The sequence below is a fragment of the Streptomyces sp. NPDC058289 genome, assembly GCF_042880975.1.
Taxonomy (GTDB): domain Bacteria; phylum Actinomycetota; class Actinomycetes; order Streptomycetales; family Streptomycetaceae; genus Streptomyces; species Streptomyces stoeckheimensis.
In genome coordinates this window covers 1-24,309 of the sequence record NZ_JBHVYI010000114.1, presented here as the reverse complement: position 1 = coordinate 24,309, position 24,309 = coordinate 1, and the positions used below count along the sequence as shown (strand labels likewise).

The 24,309-nt window shown below is 71.9% G+C and carries 21 protein-coding genes; 11 read left to right on the top strand and 10 right to left on the bottom strand.

Features of this window, described 5'->3' with window-relative positions; genetic code table 11:
• The first annotated feature begins 401 nt into the window (after positions 1-401).
• The 3 genes from bla (at position 402) to ACFVX6_RS36230 (ending at position 3,498) form a co-directional block, all read left to right on the top strand.
• Complete coding sequence (bla, locus tag ACFVX6_RS36240; RefSeq protein ID WP_389698850.1) at positions 402-1,334, top strand: class A beta-lactamase; 933 nt, start codon at positions 402-404, stop codon at positions 1,332-1,334.
• 143 nt (positions 1,335-1,477) lie between these two features.
• On the top strand, positions 1,478-2,296 hold the full coding sequence (locus ACFVX6_RS36235) for an IS5 family transposase (RefSeq protein WP_389698849.1): 819 nt from the start codon (positions 1,478-1,480) through the stop codon (positions 2,294-2,296).
• A gap of 734 nt (positions 2,297-3,030) precedes the next feature.
• Positions 3,031-3,498: a hypothetical protein gene (locus ACFVX6_RS36230; protein ID WP_267757397.1), complete on the top strand. Its 468-nt coding sequence runs from the start codon at positions 3,031-3,033 to the stop codon at positions 3,496-3,498.
• Positions 3,499-3,975: 477 nt separating this feature from the next.
• Here ACFVX6_RS36230 and ACFVX6_RS36225 read toward each other — a convergent pair whose 3' ends face one another.
• Positions 3,976-4,881, bottom strand: coding sequence for a D-hexose-6-phosphate mutarotase (locus ACFVX6_RS36225; protein WP_389698848.1), 906 nt, complete (start codon positions 4,879-4,881; stop codon positions 3,976-3,978).
• A gap of 187 nt (positions 4,882-5,068) precedes the next feature.
• Here ACFVX6_RS36225 and ACFVX6_RS36220 point away from each other — a divergent pair, with 187 nt between their 5' ends.
• Both ACFVX6_RS36220 and ACFVX6_RS36215 read left to right on the top strand, forming a co-directional pair.
• Positions 5,069-5,998 (top strand): hypothetical protein, encoded by a 930-nt coding sequence (locus ACFVX6_RS36220; RefSeq protein ID WP_389698847.1) that lies wholly within the window; start codon positions 5,069-5,071, stop codon positions 5,996-5,998.
• A gap of 159 nt (positions 5,999-6,157) precedes the next feature.
• Positions 6,158-6,844, top strand: coding sequence for a DUF4230 domain-containing protein (locus ACFVX6_RS36215; protein ID WP_389698846.1), 687 nt, complete (start codon positions 6,158-6,160; stop codon positions 6,842-6,844).
• A gap of 19 nt (positions 6,845-6,863) precedes the next feature.
• Here ACFVX6_RS36215 and ACFVX6_RS36210 read toward each other — a convergent pair whose 3' ends face one another.
• Entirely contained in the window at positions 6,864-7,601 is a 738-nt protein-coding gene (locus ACFVX6_RS36210; RefSeq protein WP_389698845.1) for an SAM-dependent methyltransferase, read from the bottom strand.
• 170 nt (positions 7,602-7,771) lie between these two features.
• On the opposite strand from ACFVX6_RS36210, the gene ACFVX6_RS36205 reads away from it, so the two are divergent.
• Positions 7,772-9,067: a 2-isopropylmalate synthase gene (locus ACFVX6_RS36205; protein WP_389698844.1), complete on the top strand. Its 1,296-nt coding sequence runs from the start codon at positions 7,772-7,774 to the stop codon at positions 9,065-9,067.
• 13 nt (positions 9,068-9,080) lie between these two features.
• A complete protein-coding gene (locus ACFVX6_RS36200) occupies positions 9,081-9,746 on the top strand; it encodes a hypothetical protein (protein ID WP_389698843.1) in 666 nt (221 codons plus the stop codon).
• 6 nt (positions 9,747-9,752) lie between these two features.
• On the opposite strand, the gene ACFVX6_RS36195 is transcribed toward ACFVX6_RS36200, so the two are convergent.
• Positions 9,753-10,838, bottom strand: coding sequence for a WD40/YVTN/BNR-like repeat-containing protein (locus tag ACFVX6_RS36195; RefSeq protein ID WP_389698841.1), 1,086 nt, complete (start codon positions 10,836-10,838; stop codon positions 9,753-9,755).
• A gap of 96 nt (positions 10,839-10,934) precedes the next feature.
• Positions 10,935-11,645 (bottom strand): beta-glucanase, encoded by a 711-nt coding sequence (locus tag ACFVX6_RS36190; protein WP_389698839.1) that lies wholly within the window; start codon positions 11,643-11,645, stop codon positions 10,935-10,937.
• Between the two features lie 222 nt (positions 11,646-11,867).
• Here ACFVX6_RS36190 and ACFVX6_RS36185 point away from each other — a divergent pair, with 222 nt between their 5' ends.
• A complete protein-coding gene (locus tag ACFVX6_RS36185) occupies positions 11,868-12,545 on the top strand; it encodes a GNAT family N-acetyltransferase (RefSeq protein ID WP_389698837.1) in 678 nt (225 codons plus the stop codon).
• Here ACFVX6_RS36185 and ACFVX6_RS36180 read toward each other — a convergent pair.
• Entirely contained in the window at positions 12,526-13,248 is a 723-nt protein-coding gene (locus ACFVX6_RS36180; protein WP_389698835.1) for an intradiol ring-cleavage dioxygenase, read from the bottom strand. The genes ACFVX6_RS36185 and ACFVX6_RS36180 overlap by 20 nt on opposite strands.
• A gap of 176 nt (positions 13,249-13,424) precedes the next feature.
• Complete coding sequence (locus tag ACFVX6_RS36175; RefSeq protein WP_389698833.1) at positions 13,425-14,222, bottom strand: N-formylglutamate amidohydrolase; 798 nt, start codon at positions 14,220-14,222, stop codon at positions 13,425-13,427.
• A gap of 141 nt (positions 14,223-14,363) precedes the next feature.
• Here ACFVX6_RS36175 and ACFVX6_RS36170 point away from each other — a divergent pair, with 141 nt between their 5' ends.
• On the top strand, positions 14,364-15,002 hold the full coding sequence (locus ACFVX6_RS36170) for a peptidylprolyl isomerase (protein ID WP_389698831.1): 639 nt from the start codon (positions 14,364-14,366) through the stop codon (positions 15,000-15,002).
• 32 nt (positions 15,003-15,034) lie between these two features.
• On the opposite strand, the gene ACFVX6_RS36165 is transcribed toward ACFVX6_RS36170, so the two are convergent.
• Both ACFVX6_RS36165 and ACFVX6_RS36160 read right to left on the bottom strand, forming a co-directional pair.
• Positions 15,035-17,473 (bottom strand): SpoIIE family protein phosphatase, encoded by a 2,439-nt coding sequence (locus ACFVX6_RS36165; RefSeq protein ID WP_389698829.1) that lies wholly within the window; start codon positions 17,471-17,473, stop codon positions 15,035-15,037.
• On the bottom strand, positions 17,470-21,459 hold the full coding sequence (locus ACFVX6_RS36160; protein ID WP_389698852.1) for a HAMP domain-containing protein: 3,990 nt from the start codon (positions 21,457-21,459) through the stop codon (positions 17,470-17,472). Before ACFVX6_RS36160 ends, ACFVX6_RS36165 begins: the two co-directional genes overlap by 4 nt.
• 377 nt (positions 21,460-21,836) lie before the next feature.
• Here ACFVX6_RS36160 and ACFVX6_RS36155 point away from each other — a divergent pair, with 377 nt between their 5' ends.
• Entirely contained in the window at positions 21,837-22,283 is a 447-nt protein-coding gene (locus ACFVX6_RS36155; protein WP_389698851.1) for an ATP-binding protein, read from the top strand.
• Positions 22,284-22,306: 23 nt separating this feature from the next.
• On the opposite strand, the gene ACFVX6_RS36150 is transcribed toward ACFVX6_RS36155, so the two are convergent.
• Both ACFVX6_RS36150 and ACFVX6_RS36145 read right to left on the bottom strand, forming a co-directional pair.
• Positions 22,307-22,651, bottom strand: a complete 345-nt coding sequence (locus tag ACFVX6_RS36150) for an STAS domain-containing protein (protein WP_389698827.1) — start codon at positions 22,649-22,651, stop codon at positions 22,307-22,309.
• 111 nt (positions 22,652-22,762) lie between these two features.
• Positions 22,763-23,353, bottom strand: a complete 591-nt coding sequence (locus tag ACFVX6_RS36145; protein ID WP_389698825.1) for a hypothetical protein — start codon at positions 23,351-23,353, stop codon at positions 22,763-22,765.
• 153 nt (positions 23,354-23,506) lie between these two features.
• On the opposite strand from ACFVX6_RS36145, the gene ACFVX6_RS36140 reads away from it, so the two are divergent.
• A partial coding sequence (locus tag ACFVX6_RS36140; protein ID WP_389698823.1) for a sigma-70 family RNA polymerase sigma factor occupies positions 23,507-24,309 on the top strand: 803 nt, incomplete at its 3' end.

Below are 24,309 nucleotides of genomic sequence, written 5' to 3'. Positions count from 1 at the left end.
GACCCCTCTTACTAGTGGTCCTCGCAGCCGGGGCGCAACGACCCCCCTCCGACCGGGCGGGTGTCACCCCTGGTGGGGGCCGGTCTGAGGGGGTGATTTCGGGAAGTTCAACGACTACTATTCCGCCTCGTATGTGACCTAGGCCCTGTGGGGCGGGTCACCGCCCGGGGCCCCGAATCTCACCGTGCGTGCCCAGTCGTACGCCTTTCGGGGGAAGGTTTGGGGGCCTTCGTGACCCCCGGATCGAAGGCCACAGGCCCATCGAAGGCTGCCATTCACACGGCCCGCCACAACGCCCTGCTCTCCGTTGCCGCTCCTCGTTTGGAACCATCGCCGCGGGACATGCGTGGGGGAATCGGGGGAATGGTTGAGATCTTGGTCCGGAGAGGAAGAGGACGACCGTGAACACCACAGGGAAGACCCCGTCCCGGCGCACCGTGCTCGCCCTGGGAGCCGGAGCGGCACTGGCCGCCTCGCTGCCGGCGGGCGGGAGCGCCTTCGCCGCGACCGCGTCCCCCGGCGGCAGCAACGCGGTCGCGCACCGACTGGCGGCACTGGAACGGGAGCACTCCGCCCGCCTGGGCGTCTACGCCCATGACACCGCCACCGGCCGCACGGTGCGGTACCGGGCGCAGGAGCGCTTCCCCATCTGCTCGGTCTTCAAGACCCTGGCGGTGGCCGCCGTACTGCGTGACCTCGACCGGGACGGGGAGTTCCTGGCCAAGCGCGTCCGCTACACCGCGCAGGAGGCCTCCGCCTCCGGGCACGCCCCGATCACCGGCCGGGCGGAGAACGTCGCCCGCGGGATGACGATCGCGGAGCTGAGCGATGCCACGATCCGCTTCAGCGACAACGCCGCCGCCAACCTCCTCCTGCGCGAGCTGGGCGGCCCGGCCTCGGTCACCCGCTTCGCCCGCTCGATCGGGGACGGGGTGACCCGTCTGGACCGGTGGGAACCGGAGCTGAACACCGCCGAACCCCGGCGGGTGACCGACACCACCTCCCCGTACGCGATCGGGCGGACCTACGAGCGCCTCGTCCTCGGCACCGCGCTGGAAGCGGCGGACCGGCGGCGGCTCACCGACTGGCTGCTGGGCAACACCACGGGCGGCGAGCGGCTGCGGGCCGGCCTGCCGGGGAACTGGACCGTGGCGGACAAGACCGGCGCAGGCTCGTACGGCACCAACAACGACGTGGCCGTCGCCTGGCCCCCCGGCAGGCCGCCCCTCGTCATCGCCGTCCTGACGACCAAGCCCCGACCCGACGCCGCGCCCGACAACCCCCTCATCGCCCGGACTGCCGCGCTCCTGGCCACGGCGCTGACCGGGAGGTGATCCACACCCGAGCCGCTCGAGGTCGGGGTGCCCCTCTCTCAGAGGGCGGTACGTAAGCTGATGTCCGGTTCGGTCGTCGCTTGATCGTGTGACTGCGGGGAATCCCGGCCAATCGACGGGCTTGGTCGTGTTGGAGTGGTGTGGTGAGCGACCGCAAGCCCTACAAGAGCGACTTATCCGACGAACGCTGGGCGCTGATCGAGCCGGTACCCACTGCGTGGAAGGCGAAGCATCCCTCCGTCAGTGGTCACCAGGGCAGCTACGAGATGCGGGAGATCGTCAACGCGCTCCTTTACCAGTCCCGGACCGGCTGCCAATGGGACTACCTGCCGCCGCCTGGCGCGGTGAAGTACTACTTCTACAAATGGCGCGACGACGGTACCGACAAGGTCATCCACGATCTGCTGCGCTGGCAGGTGCGTGAGAGCCGGGGACGATTAGCCGACCCGAGCTTGGTGGTGCTCGACACCCAGAGCCTGCATGCCGCCGCCGGGGTGCCCGCGGCCACGACCGGATGGGACGCCGCCAAGAAGGTACCGGGCCGCAAGCGGGGGCTCGCCGTCGATGTGCTGGGCCTGGTGATCGCCGTGGTGGTGCTGGCCGCTTCCGTGCACGACAACGTCTTCGGCACCGCGTTGCTGGACAAGGTCGCAGCAGGGACCTCCACGGTGACGAAGGCCCTGGTGGACCAGGGGTTCAAGAAGAGCGTGGTCGACCACGGCGCCAGCTTGAGCATCGCGGTGGAGATCGTCGAGCGCAACCCGGCCAACCGCAGCTTCGTCCCGCAACCGATCCGCTGGAGAGTCGAGCAGACCAACGGGATCTTGATGCTGCACCGCAGGCTGGTCCGCGACTACGAGCACCGCCCGGTCTCGGCCGAGTCACGGGTGTACTGGGCGATAAGCGACGTAATGGCCCGTCGGCTGACGAGCACCTCCGCCTCGTCCTGGCGCGGCGCGTGAGCGGCGACCCGCAGCAGACCCTCGGCGCCCTGCTGGCCCGCCTGGAGGTCCGCGAGCGGCAGATCGCCGTGGAAGCGGAGGCCGCTCACTAGCAGATCGCGCAACTGACCGCGCTGCTGAACGGACTCGCCCAGGCCGCCGAACACATCACGATCACCCGCAAGACGCTCCTGGAGCTGCCCGACGAAACGGCTCCGGCACCGGCCACACCGACTCCGGCCCTGCCGGACGGCCCCGCGTACCAGCAGATCATGGCCGTGTTCGCCGAAGCCAGCACCCCACTACGGGCGAGGAACGTGTGCGAGGTAATGGATCTGGATCTCCTGCCGAACAACATCAACAACGTCCGCAAACTGAAGCGCCTAACCGGGCGTGGAATCCTGGCCGAGACCGAGCCAGGACTGTTCACCAGGCCGCGACCGTAACTGCCCGGACGTCCCCTCCCCTTCGAGGGCCAGCGGGGCTGAGGCCGGTGGGTGCGCTGACCGACTCGTGTGCGCCGTTACGGGCAGCTGGAATGAACCGTAAATCATAGAAATCTTCATTAAGGCCGCACTAGGCTGGCCGCCACCAGAAGATGACGCTTCGCCACATGGACGTCTGCAACGGTCTGCTGCGCCCGGTGCGCCTCGGGCCGGCGACGCCCCGACGACCGACTCGACGAGAGGGGACGGGACATGACGCGTTCCCGAAGGCCGGCACGGTTCAGCTTCTTACCGGGAGTTCTGGGCCTGGTGATCCTGTTCGCACTGAGTGGCTGCGCAACCAGCTCCGGCGACTCCGCGCACGCCGCACCCACGAAACCGGCGCTGGACGTCTGCGCTTTGGCGACCGAGGAGGAGGTCGGGGCGGTCCTCGGCCAACCGGCAAAGGGAAGGCGGGATGACAGCGTCCTGCCCGGCCGCACGCAGTGCACCTACGTGAACGCCGCTGCCAAGGGCCGCATCGTCTTCATCGCCCTGCTGCCCTTCGAGGTCAGCCAGCACACCAAGCCCGGCACTCTACCGGTGGCCGGAGTGGGCGACGTGGCTCTGTACGACGAAGCCTCGATCGGTGGCCATCTGTACGTGCGCAAGGGCTCGGTCAACTTCGCCGTCAACTACGCCTTTGATCCCCTTGCCCCGGGAATCCCCGACCAGCACTCCAGTCAGATCCGCGACCACCTCGAAACGCTGGCCCGCGCGATCGTGTCAAGGCTGTGAGCGGCCGCGCCTGCGTCAGCCCACCTCGATGACGGAGAACCGCCCGCCCCAAGGATCGGCGAGCCGGGCCGCCCGGCCGTACGGGGTCTCCTCCAGCCGTCAAGGACTTGCCCGACGGCCTGGCGTACGGTCAGGTCGGCGTCGGTGACGGCGAAGTGCACCTGCCAGTGCGGCCACCCCGGTGCCATGCCGCAGCGGATGCCCGCCACCGGTTCGCCGTCAACCAGCAGGTCCACGGTGCCGCCGCACTCGTGGACGCGCTGTGACACCTCGTCGGCGCTGTCCACCGGCGCAGTAGGTGGTCCACCCGGCGGCGGGGGGCTGCCGATACCGGCGACCTTGGCGCCGCTCAGGGTGGCGCGCACGTAGGCGCCCAGCCGCGTCGGCCTGAGAGGCGTACTCGTCGATCGGCCGGGAGCCCCCACAGTCACACGATCAGGCGACATAGAAACGAACATCAAGTCACATATCGCCCTCTCAGAGCTCCGCCACCCGTAGCTCGACCGCCAGCCGGCCCGGCCGCCCCTCCTCCGCCACCAGCGGCCGCCCCACCCGGGCGGTCTCCGCGCACAGGAAGTGCCGGTGCTCCTGCGGCGCGAGGTCAGCCATTCCCCGTGCGAGTTCGGCGCCCGGGTTCCAGACCACCACGTCGCTGTGGTCGTGGTGGGCGAAAGCGACGATCCTGCCGAGGACCTCGTCGCGCACCGTGGTGACGGGCGCCGGCTCCGTCTGGAACCGCTCGACGCGGTCCACGGGGGTGAGCGTGCCGTCCTCGTCCTCGTAGCGGCGTCGGGTGAGCCCGTCGGTGTGTTCGGGGCCGAGGCCCGCGAGGTGTGCCCGTCCCAGGTCGCCGATCCGTACGTAGGTGTGGAGCGCGGCGGTCGCGGTGTGGTCGCCCCGGTCCTCGATCTCGATGAGGCAGCTGTCGGTCAGGGTGTACCGAGCCACGAGGACGAACTCCTCGGGCCACAGTGCGCGGGTCGCCGGCGAGGGCCGCAGCGTGCATTCCACGACGACCCGGTCCGCGTCCTCCTCCCACGCCGTCAGCTCCCAGTCGGTGGTCCGCGCGAACCCGTGCGAGGGCGAGCCGGCGGGGCCGGCCGGGCCGAACCACGGCCAGCACAGCGGGACTCCGCCGCGAACGGCCGTTCCGCGCCGCCACAGGTCGGGGTCGGCGGACCACAACACGCCGGGGTCGTCGGGCCGGGCGCCGGCCGGGCGCCAGCTGACGAGCTGTCCGCCCTGGATGCTCAGACACGCCTGTCCGACGCGCGGGTGGTCCACGACGAGGACCTGGAAGTCCGCGTACCTGCGGCGGGTGAGGGCCGGGGAGAGCTGCTCCTCGACGGGCAGGGTCCGGAACTTCTCGAAGATCTGGTCCATGCCCCGACCTTCCTGCACGGCACCGAGCGGGTCAAATCATCACGGTTGGGGAGAGTTGCCCTCTTCATGATGGTTGTGCCGAACGGGGTCGTACGGCAGTGGGGAACCGAGGCCGGGGCCAAGGGCCCCCCTCTGGGGGACCATCGGCGGCCCTGGGGCGTGGCTCCCCGTGGCTAGGGTCGTAGTCATGACCACTCAGCGAATCCTCGACCTCGACCGCGACGCGCTCTCCGCCCTGCGCGGACGCGATCTGACCCGGGCGGTGGCCGCCGCCGAGGGCCGGACCATGGTGGCCGAGGTCTTCGCCGAGCGTGCCGCGCTCTCCCCGCACCCGGACGGGCGCGGCGTGCACAACGCCGAGCTGGTGGCCGCCTTCGGCGCCGACATCGTCATCCTCAACCTCATCGAGCGGGCGTGGGACGGGGAACGGCTCGTCATGCCCGGCCTCGGGACCTTCACGTCCTTCACGGATCTCGCCCGCCTGATCGGTCGCCCCGTGGGCGTGAACCTGGAGCCCGGCGACGTCCCGGAGATCCGCCGCGCCACCTCCGAGCACGCCCGGCGCCTCATCGACATGGGCGCCGCACTGCTGTGCATCACCGCCAACCCCGGAACGGGCGGCACCTACGACGGCATGGCGCGGGTCACCGAGGAACTGCGCAAGGGACTCGGTGACGACGCGGCCCTGTGGTCGGGCAAGATGCACCACGCGGGCTGCCCCGAACGCGTCACCCCCGCACGGCTGACCGCCCTCGTCGACGCCGGCGCGGACGGCGTGGTCGCCCCTCTGCCGGGCACGCTGCCCGGCATGACCCGCGAGCTGGCCGCGACGGCCGTCGCCGCGGTCCAGGACGCGGGCGCGATCGTCATGGGCGCCATCGGCACCAGCCAGGAGGGCTCCCACGCCAACGTGGTGCCGCAACTCGCCCTCAACGCCAAGGAAGCCGGCTTCGACGCCCACCACTTCGGCGACTCCTACCTCCCCGGTATGTGCGACCCCGAGGTCATGTACGCCTACTCGGTGGCCATCCGCGGCCGCCGCCACACCTGGAACCGGATGTCCTTCTCCCCCGGCCGCTCCGCCCACGCCGAGGCCGCACCTGGCGGCACCTGGTAGTCCCCCTCGTATCGACCGGAACGGGCACCAGGCAAGTGGACGCATTGGCCCACCACTCCAGGCGCGCCGTCTTCTCGCAACGATCCGTCCCCCGAGCGTAAACCCCGGCCGCTGCCGGCTCCTGGGAGTGGGGCCGCGCGGGGCGGGCATCCGCAGGACATGGACAACTCATCGCACGACGCGGAGCGCGAACCCGCACCGCGAAGAGAGTCACGGCGGCTGCCGTGGTGGGGACGGGCCGTCGGTGGGCTGGCAGTGCTCGCGCTGGTGCTGGTCCTGGCCGGCCGTTTCAGTCTTCTGCCCGGCTTCGGCGACCTGTTCCGCCAGGACACCGTGGACCGCTCGGGGCCGGTCCTGCTCAAGTCCATCCAGGACATGCACCGTTATGAGGGCGCCGCCGGCAACTTCCAGGTCGTGGTGGACCTGGAGAAGGACGCGGCCTTCCTGCCTGACTCGGTCCGGGGAACACGGACCCTCTACGTCGGAGCGGGCTCCGTGAGCGGTTACGTGGACCTGGGCGGGCTCGGCGAGCAGGCCGTCACCGTGAACGAGGAGCGCACCAAGGTCTCGCTCCGCCTGCCCCACGCCGTCCTCGGGACGGCGGCACTGGATCTGGACCGCTCCTACGCCGTGTCCAAGCAGCGGGGACTGCTGGACCGGCTGGGCGACCTGTTCACCGACAATCCGGCCGGTGAACAGGCCGTACAGCGCCTGGCCGTTCAGCACATCACGGAAGCGGCTCGCGACAGCGGGCTCGTGGAGCGCACCGAGAAGAACACCACCACGATGCTGGAAGGCCTACTCCACTCCCTGGGCTTCCAGGAGGTCACGGTCGACTACGTGTGACCTTGCACGACGCGCGCCTTCAGCTTGATGTCCGACGCAGCACCAGGGAAACGAAGCCCCAGGCGTCCCGGTAGGTGCGCAGCCATTCGGTGCGGCGGGCGGTGGCTGTCGCCAGCACGTGCCCGCTGTCCGGATCGGCGGGGTGGTCGAGGGCCCATGAGGCCAGTGACCCCCAGCAGGCCCATTCGTAGGCGTCCAGCTCACCGCGCGTGCTGACGTGCCCGTGGACGGGAGTCCACCCGTCGGCGACGACGAGGTCCACGGTGGTCGCCAGGTCGGCCAGGTCCCCGAACATCTCGACGGCCTCCGGGGACGGGGAGCGGTCCCAGAATCCCTCGCCGATCAGCACCCGACCGCCGGGAGCGAGGTGCTTGCGGGCGGCGGCGAGGGTGGGCAGGAGTCCGCCGTAGGCGTGCGTGGCCCCGACACTGACCACCAGGTCGAACGGCTGTGGGGAGGCGAAGTCCGCGGCCTCCTGGTGGTGGAGGACCAGCCGCTCCGGGACGCCGAGGCGGTCCGCTTCCCGGCGGGCCTGCGCCAATGCGTCCTCGGAGATGTCGACGCCCTCGGCGTGCAGGTCCGGGCGGGTGGCCAGGGCGCGCAGGAGCCATTCCCCGCTGCCGCAGCCGAGATCGAGCATGCGCTCGTCGCCGCGCGGGAGGCCTCGTTCCAGAAGCCGGCGTACCGAGTCGTCGTCGAGCGGAGATTTTATCGGGTGATCGACATGGGCGATCCTGGAGATCTGTTCACGGTTCACCGGCGCAGCCTGCCAGCACCCGGAGGCCGGGCGCACCCCGATTTCGATCACGGACTCGAACATCCGTGTATGGCGAAACCAGGGATGCCCAGCCCCGTACGATCCCTTTCAGTGGATCTCCACACCACGCGCGGGCGCTCAAGTGCCGTGGCAAAAAGGGAGCTTGACCGGTGTTAGACGTGGACCTGAACGTGGACGTGGTGCGGGAGTCGGCCCGGGCCGGACGGGTCGTGCTCTTCGAGGAGTCGGCACGGGACGGCGCACAGGCGAAGACCTTGATGAGCGGCGACTTCCGCGTGCGGCTCGCCCGTGAGCAGGGGGCGGTGTTCGGGGCCGACGGTCCTCGGCACGTGGTCTTCGCCGCGGGATTCCCCTCCGTGTGCGGTCAGGAATACGAGGCGACCCGGCAAGTCGCCCTGGAGGCACAGGATTCGGTGAGCCCGTCCGCGATCTGCCGGGGCACGGTGGAGGACGTACGGCTGGCACTGAGCGCGGTACGGGGTGCGGCGCACGGGCGGATCATGGTGATCGTCGCCGCCTCGGAGGCCACGGCCCGCGCCCTGGTGCACAGTGACGCCCGCTCGGCCCTGGACCGGGGCCTGGACGTGGTCAAGGAGGCCGTGGACCGTGCCGGCGGCACGGCGGTGGACGTGTGCCTGGTGGACGCGCCGCGCGCGGACCACACCTTGGTGGCCGAGTACGCGGGCCGGATGACGGCGCAGGGGGCGGCCACGATCGTGCTGGCCGACACGGTCGGCGACCTGCTGCCCGGCCAGACCCAGGACCTCTTCCGGCGGGTCGCCGCCGGCGCCGGTCAGGACACGGTCCTGGTCTCGCACCTCCACAACGACCTCGGCCTCGGCCTGGCCAACACCCTGGCCGCCCTCGAGAGCGGAGCGCGGGTCGCGGCCTGTTCCTGGCTGGGCATGGCCGAGCGCAGCGGGATGGTCGCCACCGAGCAACTGCTCTTCCTCCTCGCGCACGACCGGGCCAAGGCCGCGCACGTCCTGGGGCCCGACTGCGAGCCGTGGTGGACGCAGCCGGACCTGACGCGGCTGCCCGGCATCGCCCGGATGGTGTCCGCGGAGACCGGGGTGCCGCTCACCGTCACCACTCCGATCGTGGGCAGCGGGGTCGCCACGATCTCCACCGGAACCCCCTTCACCCACCCGCGCACCTTCCAGCCCTACGATCCCGAGCAGCACCTGGGCCTCGCACCGACTGTCGTACTGACCCACCTCGCCAGCCGGCGCGTGCTGCGCGCGGTCGCCGAGCGCCTGGGCCACCAGCTGGATCCGGACCAGACCGGCGAGGCCCTGACCTGGGTCAAGGACCGCGCCTACCGCCTGAACCAGGCCCAGGTCCCCGACGCGGACTTCGCCGCGTACCTCGAGGCCCTCACCGCCGCCACGCCCAACCCGAACCCCGCACCCGCACCCGCACCCGCACCCGCACCCGCACCCTGAACGGACTCACCCCATGTCGGACACCCGCCTTCCGGACACCGGCGCCGCCGCCGACGCCTTGCGGGCCGGAGGGGCCGTCATCCTGCCCAACCCCAGCCCGCTCACCTACGTCGTCACCGCCACCACCCCCGGGGCCGTCAACGACGCGAAGGGCCGCCCGACCGACCAGGAAGTCGCCCTCTGGGTCCACGACGACGCCGTCTGGCGCGACCTCGGCACGGAACTGGAACTGACACCGGCCGCGCTCCGCACCTCGTTCGCCCTGCTGCGCGACGAACTCGTCACGCTCCTGGTGCCCGTACGCGCAAACGCGCGGCCGTCGCCCTGGACCGGACCCGCCCTCCGCGACGGCCACCTCCTGCTGTTCGGCGCACACTGGCGGCCGCTGTCCGCCCTGCTGACGGGCTTTCCGCACCTCTACGTCAGCAGCGCCAACCGGACCGGGCAGCCACCGGCGGACACCGCGCCCCGGGCGACGGCCATGTTCGGGCCCGGCATCCCGGTCGTCGACGCCGACGCACTGCGCCGCCCCGGCACCCCGCACGCGGCCACCACCATGCTGCGCATCGGCTCCGGCGGAAACCTGGCGCACGTCCGGCAAGGAGCCCAGGACCAGGCACACGGCCCCGACCCCGAGGTCTATCTGGCAGGCCTGCGGGCGGCGCACGGCGGCAGGTGACGTCGATCAGCCCCGGCGCGCCCCTTCCAGGCGCCCGACCCGCCCCTTCTCCCCCGACGCCCAGCAGGCGCCGTCCGCCGTGCAGGCGACCGTGTCGAACGAACCCGGGTCGAGCGCCCGCCAGGTGCGGCCGCCGTCCCCGGTCACGTCCGTGCCCGTCGGGCCCACCGCCAGGGCCGTGCCGGCCCCGTACGGGAACCAGGCCGCGCCAGAGCGGTAGGCCGGCGGCGGCGTCGACGCCGGGCGCCAACTCCGGCCCCTGTCCGAGGACACTGCCGCTGCCTGCGGGGAGGCCTGCCCGGTGCGGTAGTCACCGCCGACCGCGAGGCCCCTCGTACGGTCCCTGAAGGCGAGGGCGAAGACCCCGCGCGCGGGGTCGCCCGCGGGGAGGGTGGACTCGGCGGCCCGCCAGGTGAGGCCGCGGTCCGCGGAGTGCAGCACCCGCGCGACCGGGCCGCCGCCGGTGGCCAGCCAGACGTCGCGCGGCCCGGCGGACACCAGGCACTGGCCGCTCGCCGCGAAGCCCGCCTCACCCGGCAGGGCGTCCGGCATCCCCGCGTTCGGCAGCACCCGCCAGCTGCGGCCGCCGTCGTCCGTGGACAGGATGCGGAACTTGCCGTCCACCGGGTCGCTCATCGCGAGCCCGTGGCGGGAGTCGAAGAAGGTGAGGCAGTCGTAGAAGGCCCGCGGGTCGGGGTTTCGGAAGGTCTCCGTCCACGTGGCGCCGCCGTCCTCGGTGCGCAGCACCCTGGAGGCCTCGCCTTCGCCGATGGACAGGGCCACGGCGCGCCGCCCGTCGAAGGCCTCGATGTCCCGCAGCTCCAGCCCCTCCGCGACGGCCCCGGGCGGTGAGACGTCGCGCCAGCTGCGACCGCCGTCGGAGGTGCGCAGTACGGTCCCCTTCGAGCCGGCCGCCCAGGCCGTGGACCGGCTCACCGCCGCCAGCCCCCGGAAGCGGGCGTCCTTGCCGGTCTCCTTCAACGCCCAGCGCGCACCCCGAAGGTCCCGTGACCCGTCTGCGGCCTGCGCCGGGGCGGCCACCACCCCCAGCAGCAGGGCCGCCGCGCACATGCCAACTCCCAGAAGTCTCATGGCGCCGGAAGCTAACGCACCCCGGATTCGGCGTCCAGGGCGCGTCCCGGCCACCGACCGCCACCCGCATCCGGCCGCTGCCGCTGCGTCGCCGCTCTAGAGCAGCCCTCGAAGTGTCCGGTACACGCGCAACTGCGCGACCTCGTAGGACAGTTCCGTGACCCCGGATTCGGGCGCCGGGTGGTACCTGCCCGCGCAGACCGAGAGGTTGACGATGAGGTAGGCGGACCAGCGGCGGCCCACTCCCCTGCCGTCGCTGAAGACCCGGTCGCCGTTGACCCACCAGACGACCGACCCCTTCCCGAACTCGACCTTCACGTCGATCCACGCTCCGGGCCGGACCGCCGGGTCACGGTGGTAGCGGTGGGCCTCCCGGACGTGGTTGGAGAGTTCGAGGAGGTCCGGGTTGTCGGGGTGGTACTCGAAGACGTCGATCTCCTGGCCGCCGTCGCGCCAGGTCCAGATGGCGGGCCAGGCGCCGAGCTGTACCGGCAGCTTCACCCGGGCCTCCAGCACGTCTCCGGTGCGCACTTGGAAGCCCTCGTCGCTGCCCTCGGTGGTGAGCAGCCCGCAGTCCCATTCGCCGTCGGAGCGCGGCGTCGCCCGGAAGACCCCGCCGCGGCTGTAGGCGGGGTCGTCGGTGAGGTGGTCCAGCTTGTTGTCGCCCGGGTTGACGGGGCCGCCGTCGGGATAGGCCCACGAGTGGCCGGCGATCCACTGGGTGGGCGAGGCGAAGTCGGCGGTGAAGACGGGAGTTCGGCGTGGGCGGGGCAGGAGGCGCAGCCGTTCGATCATGTCCGTGAGCATGCGGGTTATCTGCCCGCCAGGAGTCCCCGCACACCTGAATCATCACGCACGGCAACCGGTTGAGTACTTTACGTTCCCATGCGGCCGGGGCCGGACGGTGCCAGGACGTGCACCCACGCGTGCGCCGACTCCACGAGCGACTCCCGCTTTCCGTGACCCACCCCTATTGCGTAAGGTCCGATTACGGTGAGCACTTATTACCAATCGAGGGGGACGACGGCGATGCCGGACAGTGGGATCAGTGAGCTCGTGCGGATGTGGATCAGCGGCTGGGTCGTCTCGCGCGGCAGCTCGGACCCGATCGACGAGCCCTGGGGGTGGACGATCGACGTCGGGCAGCCCAAGCACGTCGCCCGGCACGTGTTGCCGGAACCCTCCGAGGCCGATGTGCGCAAGATCGTCGCTGCGACGAGCGCGCCCGGGACCTGGCTGAAGCTGTTCGCCGAGGAGCAAGCGGTCCTGCCCTGGGTCGGGCCGGGCTGGCGAAGCGACAGTCCCGGCTTTTTGATGACCTGTCCCCTCGTGCCGGAGCGCCCTGAGGTGCCGGCCGGTCACACGCTCACCCGTTGGACCCGGGGCGGCGTCAGCCGCGTGCTGGTCCGCACGCGGGACGGGCACTTCGCCGCCCGTGGACAGATCGCCCATGTCGGCTCCCGTGTCGGTGCCCATGTCGTGGTCGACCAGGTCGAGACCGCCGCCGAGCACCGGCGCAAGGGCCTCGGCGGCCTGGTGATGCGCACGCTCCAGAGCACCGCGTACGAGGCCGGCGCGCGGACCGGCCTCCTGGTCGGCACGCCCGACGGCCGGGCGCTCTACTCCGCGCTGGGCTGGACCGCGCACTCCCCGATGACGAGCCTCTGGTACGAGCCGTCGGCGGATGTCAGCCGATCCCCACGGTGAACGCCGCCCTGTAGCCGCCCGCGTCCGGCGACGGGGTCAGGGTCATCGCGGCGCCCGAGTCCCGGTAGCGGCTGTCCCGGGTGTTGGGGTGGGCCGGGGCCTTGCGGCGGGCATAGGGCTGGAGCGCGTACACGCGCAGCAGGAGTTCCTCGGGGAAGAAGAACTGCGAGGTCGTCTCGGTGTGCCGGTCGGGGCGGACCTTGAAGTGGATGTGGGGCGCCAAACCCCGGTACCAGCCCGGCACGATGGTGCGGAAGGTGCACCGCCCGGCGGCGTCCGTGAGCTGGGTGCCGCGCAGGAAGGTGTCCTTGCCGGTGGAGTAGGTGCCCGAGCTGTCTGCGTGCCAGATGTCGACCGTGGCGCCGGCGACCGGGCGGCAGCCGGCCGATGCCCGGAGCACCGTCAGGTCCAGGCGGAACGGCACGCCGGCCCGGCCTTCCGTGATGTCGGACCGGACCCGGTCCAGGTCGAGGTAGTACGGGCCTTGGCCGGCTTCCGTGGTCAGCACGCACGCCGGGGTGGACGGTCCCGTCCCGGTCGGGGTCGCGTGGGGGGCCGGGGACGCGGGGCCCTCGGGCCGGCCTGCCGCCCCCCGGGTGGTCGCCGGACCCGAGCAGGCGGCCGCCAGTGCGGCGACGCCGGCCGATCCGGCGGCCAGCAGGAGGGTGCGGCGGCTGGTCCGGGCGTTGCCGTTCTCCGTCATGCGCACCCCTTCGCACGGTTCTGGAGCCGCCATGGCGGACGGCCACCGGCCGCGCCCACCGTGCCGGACGGCAGCGGCCCGGACCGGGACCGACACGCCTCGGGTCCCCGCGATCCACCGCCCGGACCGGCTCCGGCGCGCGCGGGCCGTGCGGGCCGACGCGCGCCCGGACCGGATCAGGCCGGAAGCTCGTCCACGAGTTCCGTCAGGGCCGCCGCCAGCGCGGCGAGGCCGGGTCCGGCGGGGCCGCCGGGCTCCGCCATGTACGTGTCCCGGCGGATCTCGACCATCAGCGCGCCCACCCGGTCGTCCTTGCCGTAGTACTTCAGCGGCACGTACGTACCGGCGAAGGGACTGTCGAGCCCGGTGCCGCCGAAGCACGCGAACGCCTTCTCGGCGGCGGCCAGCAGGGCGGGCGGGGTGTGGAAGGGGTCCGTGCCCAGGCAGATCGGCGGTCGGCTGCCCTCGCCGTGGAGTTCGTACGGGAGGGGCTCCGTCGGGTACGAGTGCACGTCGATGATCACCGCTCGCCCGGCGGCCTCCAGCCGGTCCTCCACGGCCCGCGTCATCGCCTCCGCGTACGGGTGGAAGTAGCGGTCGAGCAAGGGGCGGACGTCGAGCCCCTCGGGGCGCAGGCGCTCCCGGTGGGTGGAGTGCGTGTAGACCGCCCCCATGCCCACGGCGAGCATCTCCTCGCGCTCGTCGGGGAACCGCTCCGGGTCGATGACCAGCCGGGACAGCCCGTTGACGAACTGCCACGGCGTGACGGCGGAGGCGGCCGCGGCCGCTGCGGCGATCTCGGCGGTGTGGGAGTCGGTGATGTGGTCCAGCTCCCGGTCGAGGTCCCGGTCGGACAGGCGGATTCCCCGGCGGACGGACTCCGGTACGACCCGCGAGGAGTGCGGCACGTGCAGGATCACCGGCGACGTGCCGGCGCCGGGGAGGATCTCGAAGGGCTCGGGCCGATGGTTCACGTGCAGCTCCTCTGGTGACGGCCGGCCCGTGGACGCGAGCTGCCCGGATCCGCTGATCGAGGGACCCGCACGGCGTTTCTCCCCGGGACGGAGCGGGACACCGGTATCAAGGGCCGGTCCCTGCTCTTGGATTGGAACCCCATGCTCTCGAACGTTCTGCGCGTGGCCGCCGGCGCCGCACTCGCCGCCGGGCTGGTCACCGGGCCCACGGGGCCGGCTTCGGCCGCCGCCACCTGTGCGTACGCGCCGGACGGGAAGGCGGCCAGGAGCGTGGGGACTCCGCCCGGGGACGTCAGCCGTCTGCGGCCGTACGCGGCCACGCTCCACACCAACCACGGCACCGTGGTCTTCGAAGCCGATACGGCGAAGGCGCCGTGCACCACGAACTCCTTCGCGTACCTGGCCGGCCGGAAGTACTTCGACGGGACCACGTGCCACCGGCTCACCACCGTCGGCATCTTCGTCCTGCAATGCGGAGACCCGACCGGTACCGGCTCCGGCGGGCCCGGCTACCGGTTCGGGGACGAGAACCTGACGGGCGCCGTCTATCCGGCCGGCACCGTCGCCATGGCGAACGCGGGGCCGGGAACCAACGGCAGCCAGTTCTTCCTCGTGTACCGGGACACCCGGCTGCCCCCGCACTACACCCCCTTCGGCAAGATCACCCGGAACGCCCAAGTGCTGCGCGAGATCGCGAAGAAGGGGACCGGGGACGGCGGGGGCGACGGAGCGCCCCGGCAGCAGGTGACCGTCGATTCCGTTCGGATCGCAGCCCGGTAGACGGCCGACCGGTAGACGGCCGCCCGGGGCCGTCAGCCGACCCGGATGCCGATCACGCACGTGTCGTCGTCCGTGTCGGAGCGGCTCTCGGCGAGGAGGCGGTCCAACTGGCCGTCCAGGTCCCCGGCGGCGGAGGCCGCCGCGCGCACGAGGTGGCCGAGCGACTCCTGCACCGAGGAGTCCCGGCGCTCCACCAGCCCGTCCGTGTACATCAGCAGCGTGTCGTCCGGTTCGAGCTGCACCTCCCGCTCGATGTAGGCGACATCGGGCAGGGCTCCGAGGAGCAGCCCCTCGATGAGCGGGAAGGCCTCCGCCTCCCCGCCGCGGACGAGTACGGGAGGCAGGTGGCCCGCACGGGCCCAGCGCATCACCCTCGTGCGCGGGTCGAAGAGGCCGCAGACGGCCGTGGCCGTCACGTGCTTGGCCAGGTGGTGCGTGACGGTGTTGAGCCAGGACAGCAGCTGGGCGGGGCCCGCTCCGGTGACGGCGAGGCCGCGCAGGGCGTTGCGCAGGACGACCATGCCGGTGGCCGCCTCGATGCCGTGACCGGCGACGTCGCCCACCGACAGCATGATCAGCCCTGAGGGCAGCACCACGGTGTCGTACCAGTCTCCGCCGACGAGCGCCTCGATCTCCGCAGGCCGGTAGCGGACGGCCACCCGCAGGCCCGGCGCCTCGATGGCCGGCGGGGTGGGGGGCATGATCGCGTGCTGGAGCTGGAGGGCCAGGCGGTTGCGTTCGGCGGACTCGGCCTCGGTGTGGGCGAGTTGGTCCCTGGTCGCGGCCAGGGCCACCTCGGTCCAGTGCTGGGCGGAGATGTCCTGGTAGGCGCCGCGCACGGCGTGCAGCCGCTGGTCCGCGTCGAGGACGGGCTCGGCGACGACCCGGATGTGGCGGGTGATTCCGTCGGATCTGCGCAGGCGCAGGTTGACGGAGGCGGGGCGGCGGTGGCGCAGGACCGCGCGCAGGAAGCGGCCGAGGGCCGCGGAGTCGTCGGAGTGCGCGTAGCCGGGGAGTTCCCGCAGCCGGACCGGGGGCGCGGTGGGCGGGAGTCCGTGGAGCTCGTAGAGCTGGGCGTTCCAGGTGGTCTCGCCGGTGACGAGGTTCTCTTCGAAGCCTCCGATGCGGCCCAGGCGCTGGGCGTGCTGAAGGAGGTTGGCCAGCCGGGCCGTCTCGTCCTGGATCCGCCAGATCAGCAGGACGGCGGAGCCGTGGCGGCTCACGCTGATGTTCGCGACCGAGGTGAGCGGGATCTGGTCGACGAGCGCCGTCAGGCTCATGCGTTCGGCGCGGAAGGGCTCGCCCGTCGCGTGCACGCGCTCGATGATGTCGAACAGCCCGCTCTCCCCGGCGGCCAGCGGGTATGCCTCCAGCAGCAGGGCGCCGTTGACGTCGCCGCGCGGCCGGCCCACCGGGTCGACGAAGCGGCTGCCCGTGTGCCTGATCCGGAAGTCGGCGAGCCGGCCGTCGGAGTCGAGGACCGGGGTGAGGACCACGGCCGGGTCCTGGAGCCCCTCGGCGAGGTCGATGAGCTCGGCGACGTCCGGGAGGACCGCGTCGGCCGCCGCGGGGTCGCGCGGGGGCGAGGCGTCCATGGTGCGGGCGCACAGCTCGGCGAGGGCCTCGACCTGGCGCTCGATCTGGGGTGCCTGCGGCTCCAGGGGCTGCGGCCAGCAGATCTCCAGGACGCCCTGGATCCGTCCGCCCGTCCCCGTGGGCACCGCCATCCGCCCACCGCCGGGCCACTCGGCGCGGCCGATGGAGGGGAGCCCTTCCCGGTCGAGGTCGGTGAGGGTGACCAGCCGGCGTTCCCCCAGCGCGAGGCGGGCGACGGTGGAGACGCCCGGGGGTACGTGGCGCCAGCGGGCGGCCTCCCTGGGCGGGAACCCGGCGTGGCCGGCGAGGGCCAGCGAACCGTCGGGCTCCGCGGCCCACACGGCCACCGCCACGGCCCCCAGGGGGCCCAGGGCGTTCGTCAGGAGGGACTCGGCGACCGCCTGGGTGTCGGCGGCGACGGCGAGCACCCCGCTCTCGGCGGTGCGCAGGCGCACCGACACCGTGGAGTGCCGATCGGCCGGGTCGGCCCCTTCGGTGCCCGCGCCCGCCCCCGTACGTTCGACGAACTCGGCGGCGATCTCGCTGACGTGGTCGCGGGAGGCCTGGTTGACGATGTCGGCGGCGAGTTCGAGGGGGGACATCCCGCTCTCGCGGCACAGCACGTCGAGCTGGCGAGCCGCTGCGGCCGGGGTGCAGTTCAGCTGCCCGATCAGAATGCCCTTGGCCAGTTCGACCAGGGCCCGCCCGTCGGCCGCCGCCTGTGCCTCCAGCACTTCCCGGCGCAGCCGTTCCACGGTGGCGACGAGACGACCGAGGGGCGTCGGAGCCTGATGCGGGACGAGGCCCGCCAGCCGGTCGGCGTCCGGTGTTCCCGGCCGGCGGGCATCGTCGTGCCGGCGCGTGTCCCCGGTCATCGGGTGAGCCTGCGCCGGATGCGGGCGATGAGGTCGTCGGCGTCCACCGGCTTGGTCACGTAGTCGCTGGCGCCCGCGGCGAGGCTCTTCTCCCGGTCCCCGGGCATCGCCTTGGCCGTGACCGCGATGATGGGCAGGTCCGCGTACTGCGGCATCCGCCGGATCTCGGCGGTGGCGGCGTAGCCGTCCAGTTCGGGCATCATCACGTCCATCAGGACGATGTCGACGCCGGCGTTGCGGACGAGGGCGTCGATGCCCTTGCGGCCGTCCTCGGCATGGAGCACCCGCATGCCGTGGAGCTCCAGGACCCCGCTGAGGGCGAAGAGGTTGCGTGCGTCGTCGTCGACGACGAGGACGGTGCGTCCGGCCAGGTCGCCTTCGAGTACGTGATCGGCGTGCTTGCGGCGCGCGTCCCCGTGTACCAGGGGCAGGACGTCTCCCGGCTGTTCGGCGGACAGGTGGAGCGCGATGCGTTCGCGCAGCTCGTCCAGGCTGGAGAGCAGTTCCACGCGGTGTGATGCGGACCGCCCGCGCAGGGCCTCCTCCTGGCCGGCCCGTACCCGGGGGTTGTTGTGGGCGAGGACGGGGAGCTGGGCGAGGGCAGGGTCTCCGTCGAGGGCGTCGAGGAAGCGGAGCGCTTCGCCGTCGGGCAGGTCCAGTTCCAGGACGACGCAGTGGAAGGAGTGCGCCGCCAGGGCGGCGGCCGCCTCGCGGGAGCCGGTGGCGTGGACCACGTGAATGCCGCCCCGCTCTCCCGCCGCCCGGTGGCCGGGGGCGAAGTCGCGGTCGGCGCTCTCGGCGACGAGGGAGAGCAGACCGTTCGTCCGCTCCTCGATCACCAGCAGGCGGCGGGGCCGCCGCTGTTCCGGGAGTACGGGCTCGCCCTGACGGCCGCCGTGCCCCTTCGCCGCTCGGTACGAGGCCCCGGGCGGGAGCGCCGCAGGAGCATCGGCGTAGGAGGCGTCCTCGTAGTCCGCGCGGCTGACCGGCAGGTAGAGGGTGAAGGTGCTGCCCTGGCCGGGGGTGCTCTCCGCGGTGACGGCGCCGCCGAGGAGCTGGGCGATCTCGCGGCTGATGGAGAGCCCGAGACCGGTGCCGCCGTACTTGCGGCTGGTGGTGCCGTCGGCCTGCTGGAAGGCGCCGAAGACCGACTCCAGCTGCTGTTCGGGGATGCCGATGCCCGTGTCGCGCACCCGGAAGGCCAGCATCGGACCGCGCCGGGAGAGTCCGGAGGGGATCTCGGGGGCCGCGGCCGGTTCGATGCGGAGCTCGACGCCGCCGCGCTCGGTGAACTTGACGGCGTTCGACAGGAGGTTGCGCAGGATCTGGCGCAGCCGGGAGTCGTCGGTGAGCAGGTCGTCGGGGGCGCCGGGGGCCGTGGTGACGGTGAAGTCGAGGCTCTTCTGCGTGGTCATCGGCCGGAAGGTGGCGTCGACGTACTCCAAGAGCTGCGGCAGGTGCACCCGCTCGGGGTTGATGTCCATCTTGCCGGCCTCGACCTTCGACAGGTCGAGGATGTCGTTGATCAGCTGGAGGAGGTCCGAGCCGGCGGAGTGGATGATGCCGGCGTACTCGACCTGCTTGGGGGTGAGATTGCGCGCGGGGTTCTGGGCGAGCAACTGGGCCAGGATCAGGAGGCTGTTGAGCGGTGTGCGCAGCTCGTGGCTCATGTTGGCCAGGAACTCGGACTTGTAGGTGGAGGCCAGCGACAGCTGCTGCGCGCGGGTCTCCAGCTCCTGCCGGGCCTGCTCGATCTCCAGGTTCTTGGCTTCGATGTCGCTGTTCTGGCTGGCGAGGAGGGCGGCCTTCTCCTCCAGTTCGGCGTTGGAGCGCTGGAGTTCCTCCTGCTGGACCTGGAGCTCCTCCGAGCGGGCCTGGAGCTCACCGGTCAGCCGCTGGGACTCTCCGAGGAGCTCGTCGGTGCGGGCGTTGGCCACGATCGTGTTGACGTTGGCGCCGATGGCCTCCATCAGCTGGGCCAGGAAGTCGCGGTGGACGGGGTTGAAGGCGGAGAAGGAGGCCAGTTCGATCACGCCGAGGATCTGGTCGTCCACGACGATCGGCAGGATGATCAGGCTGCCCGGGGTGGTGTGGCCGAGCCCCGAGGAGATCACGTAGCCGGCGGGGACCTGGTCGGTGGCGATGATCCGGCGGCTGCGGGCCGCCTGTCCGACGAGGGACTCTCCGAGGGCGAAGGTGGCGCCCTCCTCCCCGGCGGCGGAGCGCCCGTAGGAGCCGACGAGGGTGAGTACGGTGCCGCCGGGGCGGTCCTCGGCGAGGTAGAAGGCTCCGTACTGGGCGGCGACCAGGGGCGTCAGCTCGTCCATGACGAGCTCGGCGACGGCGGCCAGGTCCCGGTGGCCCTGCATCAGGCCGGAGATGCGGGCCAGGTTCGACTTGAGCCAGTCCTGCTCCTGGTTGGCACGGGTGCTCTCGCGGAGCGAGCCGACCATGGAGTTGATGTTGTCCTTGAGTTCGGCGACCTCGCCCGAGGCGTCGACCGTGATCGAGCGGGTCAGGTCGCCCTCGGCGACCGCGCTGGCGACCTCGGCGATGGCCCGGACCTGGCGGGTCAGGTTGCCGGCCAGCTCGTTGACGTTCTCGGTCAGCCGCTTCCAGGTGCCGGAGACGCCCTCGACCTCGGCCTGGCCGCCGAGCCGGCCCTCACTGCCCACCTCGCGGGCGACGCGGGTGACTTCTGCGGCGAAGGCGGAGAGCTGGTCGACCATCGTGTTGATGGTGGTCTTCAGCTCCAGGATCTCCCCGCGGGCGTCCACGTCGATCTTCTTGGACAGGTCGCCGTTGGCGACGGCCGTCGTGACGAGGGCGATGTTGCGGACCTGGCCGGTGAGGTTGTTGGCCATGGAGTTGACGTTGTCCGTGAGGTCCTTCCAGGTGCCCGCCACATTGGGCACCTGCGCCTGACCGCCGAGCCGGCCCTCCGTGCCCACCTCGCGGGCCACCCGGGTCACTTCGTCGGCGAAGGCGGACAGCGTGTCGACCATCGTGTTGATGACCCCGGCCAGCGCGGCGACCTCGCCCTTCGCTTCCACCATGATCTTCTGCGAGAGGTCGCCGCGGGCGACGGCGGTGGCCACCTGGGCGATGGAGCGCACCTGACCGGTGAGGTTGGAGGCCATGACGTTGACGTTGTCGGTGAGGTCCTTCCAGGTGCCGGAGACGCCCCGGACCGTGGCCTGACCGCCCAGGTTGCCCTCGGTGCCGACCTCGCGGGCCACCCGGGTGACCTCGTCGGCGAAGGCGGAGAGCTGGTCGACCATCGTGTTGATGGTCTCCTTCAGCTCCAGGATCTCCCCGCGCGCGTCCACGCGGATCTTCTGGGTCAGATCGCCTTGGGCCACGGCGGTGGTGACCTCGGCGATGGAGCGCACCTGGGCGGTCAGGTTGTCGGCCATGACGTTGACCGACTCCGTCAGGTCCTTCCAGGTACCGGAGACTCCCTGCACGTCCGCCTGACCGCCGAGCCGGCCCTCGGTGCCGACCTCGCGGGCCACCCGGGTCACCTCGCCGGCGAATCCGGAGAGCTGGTCGACCATCGTGTTGATGGTCTCCTTCAGCTCCAGGATCTCCCCCCGCGCGGTGACGGTGATCTTCTGCGACAGGTCGCCCTTGGCCACGGCGGTCGCGACCTGGGCGATGGAGCGCACCTGGGCGGTCAGGTTTCCCGCCATGAAGTTGACCGAATCCGTGAGGTCCAGCCAGGCGCCGCCGACTCCCGGTACGTCGGCCTGGCCGCCCAGCGTCCCCTCGGTGCCCACCTCGCGGGCCACCCTCGTCACCTCGGAGGTGAACAGGGACAGCTGGTTGACCATCCCGTTGAAGACGGTGGCGATCTCCCCGAGCAGCCCGTCCGCCGCATCGGGCAGCCGGGTACGGAAATCCCCGTCGCGTACGGCGGTCAGCCCGGCCAGCAGCCTGCGCAGCTCCGCCTCGCCGATCCCGCCCTCACCAGGGAGCGGAGACATCCCGCCCGCCGAACCCGTGCCCGCCCGCTCGGCCATCCGCCCCAACCTCACACTCGAAACCGACACTCCGACGAACGGGACAAGAAGGACCCCAGGCGTCCGGGCGCACCGATGCGCCCGGCTCCGTGGGATCCGCCTTCGCCGCACCACCGGTCCGGTGAAGGCTAGCGCCGCCGAAGGGACGATAAGGCACGGTCGATCACACCGGGGACAGCGCATCCCGCCTGCGGGAAAGGGAGGTGGGCGGGAGGACCTCCGCGCCCGTCCCGAACGCGCCCTGGGGCAAACCGTTTTGGCGAGCTCCTGGGTGACCCGGCGGGTTCCGGGTAGACGGACCGGTGAAAGTCACACACCACGGAGGAAACGGGGTGAAGGGAATGGCGGTCAAGGCCGTGGGCTGGGCCCGGTCGTTTCCCGTCGCGGAGGGCGTCCGGGCGGCGCGGGAGTGGACGGCGGACCACCTGGCGTCGCTGCCATGGAGCGGCTCGGTGGCCGACCCCGTGTATTCCGTGCTGATCTGCGTCTCCGAACTCGTCACCAACGCGCACCTGCACGCGGCCGGCACCGCGCACCTCGTGCTGACCTGGGACGGCCGCTGCCTGCACGTGAGCGTGGCGGACGCCGATCCGCGGCTGCCCCGCTACCGGGAGCCCGCTGCCGACGCGGGCGCCACGTCGGGCCGCGGGCTGGGGATCGTCAACGCCCTGGCCGATTCCCTGGACGTCCACGCGTGCCACGGCGGAAAGGCGATCACCGCGTGCTTCCGGCCCGGCGGCGGACCGGACCCGCACCACCCGCATTCCGAGGGCCCGGACGCCGACTGAGCGGCCGGCGCCCCCTTGCGGGTTCACGCCCCGGCGGCGGCCTCGACGCTTTCGTGCAGGGACAGCACCGTATCGGCTCCGGTCACCGCGAACAGCCGCCGCAGCTGCTCGCCCGGGGCGGCGATCCGCAGGGTCGTGAGGTGGTGCAGCCGCAGGAGCAGGTTCAGGAACGAGGAGTCCCCGAAGGTGATGGAACCGGCGTCCAGGATCACCAGCGGATGCAGGCCCGCCGCCTCGCTGAGGGCCTCCTCCAAAGGAATCAGGGTGTCCTGGTCCAGTTCGCCCCGGGCCACCACCACCCAGCCGGCCCCGGCCCGGTAGCCGTCCCCGACCACGTTCTGCCCGTATCCGTCCCCTGCTCCGGTCATGTCCGCCTCCCCGGATCGTCAGTCGTACGTTCTTCCCAGGGAGTATGCCTGCTCCTCGCTCCGGCACCGCAGCCTCCCCGCCCGGCTCCCCGTGCCGTGTGCCTCGGGCTCTCAGTTGAAGACGTCCAGCACGTCCAGCCAGGAGCCCGAGTCGTCGGCCGAGCGGCGGGGCCGCACGGGGAGCGGATCCGGGTAGGTCTCCGCCGCGGCCCTCGCGCGCACGATGTCGGGCCCGCCGCACGCAGCGACCGCGAAAGCCCCGAAGACCTTGGCGAAGGCGGCCGGGTCGCGGAACTCCACGCCGAAGGCCCGGCCGTCCCGCAGCGGCACCCACACCACGCGGTCGGACCGCGTCCATGCCGACACCGGCTCGGCATCCGCGGTGGACCGCCCCTCCAGCCACAGCCGTGCCACGTGCAGCAGGTTCACCTTCTCCATGGACAGCCGCTTGCGCCGTACCCGCAGTTCACGCGTCGTCAGTTCGACCCGCTGGTCCTTCTTCGGGTACCAGACGACGCCGATCCCGAACGGCACCCACAGCAGGATCCCGATCATCGGCCAGACCAGGGCGTCGCCCCACGACCGGAGCAACCCGCCGTCCAGCAGGGACAGGGCCCCGAAGAACAGGGCCCACTTCGCCGTCATGCGCCAGAACCCGGTGCCTTGTCGGTACAGGACCCGTCGCTTCCCCGTCGTCGCCATGCCCCCACGCTATCCACCGGCCCGCTGCTCGCCGCAGGCGCCCGTCGGCCTCGCCGTCCCGGGGAAGAATCTCGCTTCGACGTGTGTAGACCCTCTCAGGCGGGGCAGAAGCGCCCCCGGCAGCCGTCAGTCAATCGGGAGGGAGCGGCCACCATGTATCGCTCGGCCACCGTTGTAGGCCCCATTCGTGCAGCAGACGCTGAAGTACCCGCGTGTGACCTGGAGTCCGCGGGAGCGCCCACGCAGGACACGGACCTGTTCCGGGTGGACAACGCCCGGGAGATGGCGCCCGGTGACGCCCGTGAGCTCTCGCGGCTCTTCTTCGCGAGGCTGCGCACCCTGGAGGAGGGGACGCGCGAGTACCAGTACACGCGCAACACGCTCATCGAAATGAACCTGTCCCTGGTCCAGTTCGCCGCGCGGCGCTTCCGGGCCCGGGTGCTCGGCGGCGGTCTCGACATGGAGGACATCATCCAGGTGGGGACCATCGGCCTGATCAAGGCCATCGACCGCTACGACACGGAGCGCGAGGTCGAATTCTCCACGCTCGCCCTCCCGTACATCATCGGTGAGATCAAGCGCCATTTCCGTGACACCACGTGGGCCGTGCACGTGCCGCGCCGGCTTCAGGAGCTGCGTACGGAACTCGCCAAGGCCCAGGACGCCCTGAGCGATGTCCTGGGCAGGGCGCCGACGGTCAAGGAGCTCGCCCTCCACCTGGAGTTGTCCGAGGACGAGATCATCGAGGGGCTGGTGGCCGCGAACGGCTACACCAGCAGTTCCCTCGACGCCACGGCCGTGGACGGCGACGCATCGCCCGCGGCGGGCCGGAGCGCCCGGCCGGCGGCGGAGCGCCACGGCGCCGTCGATCCCGGCATGGAACTCTTCGAGGAGTTCCACACCCTCGCCCCCCTGCTGGAGCAGCTGGACGAACGCGACCGGCTCATCCTGCGGAT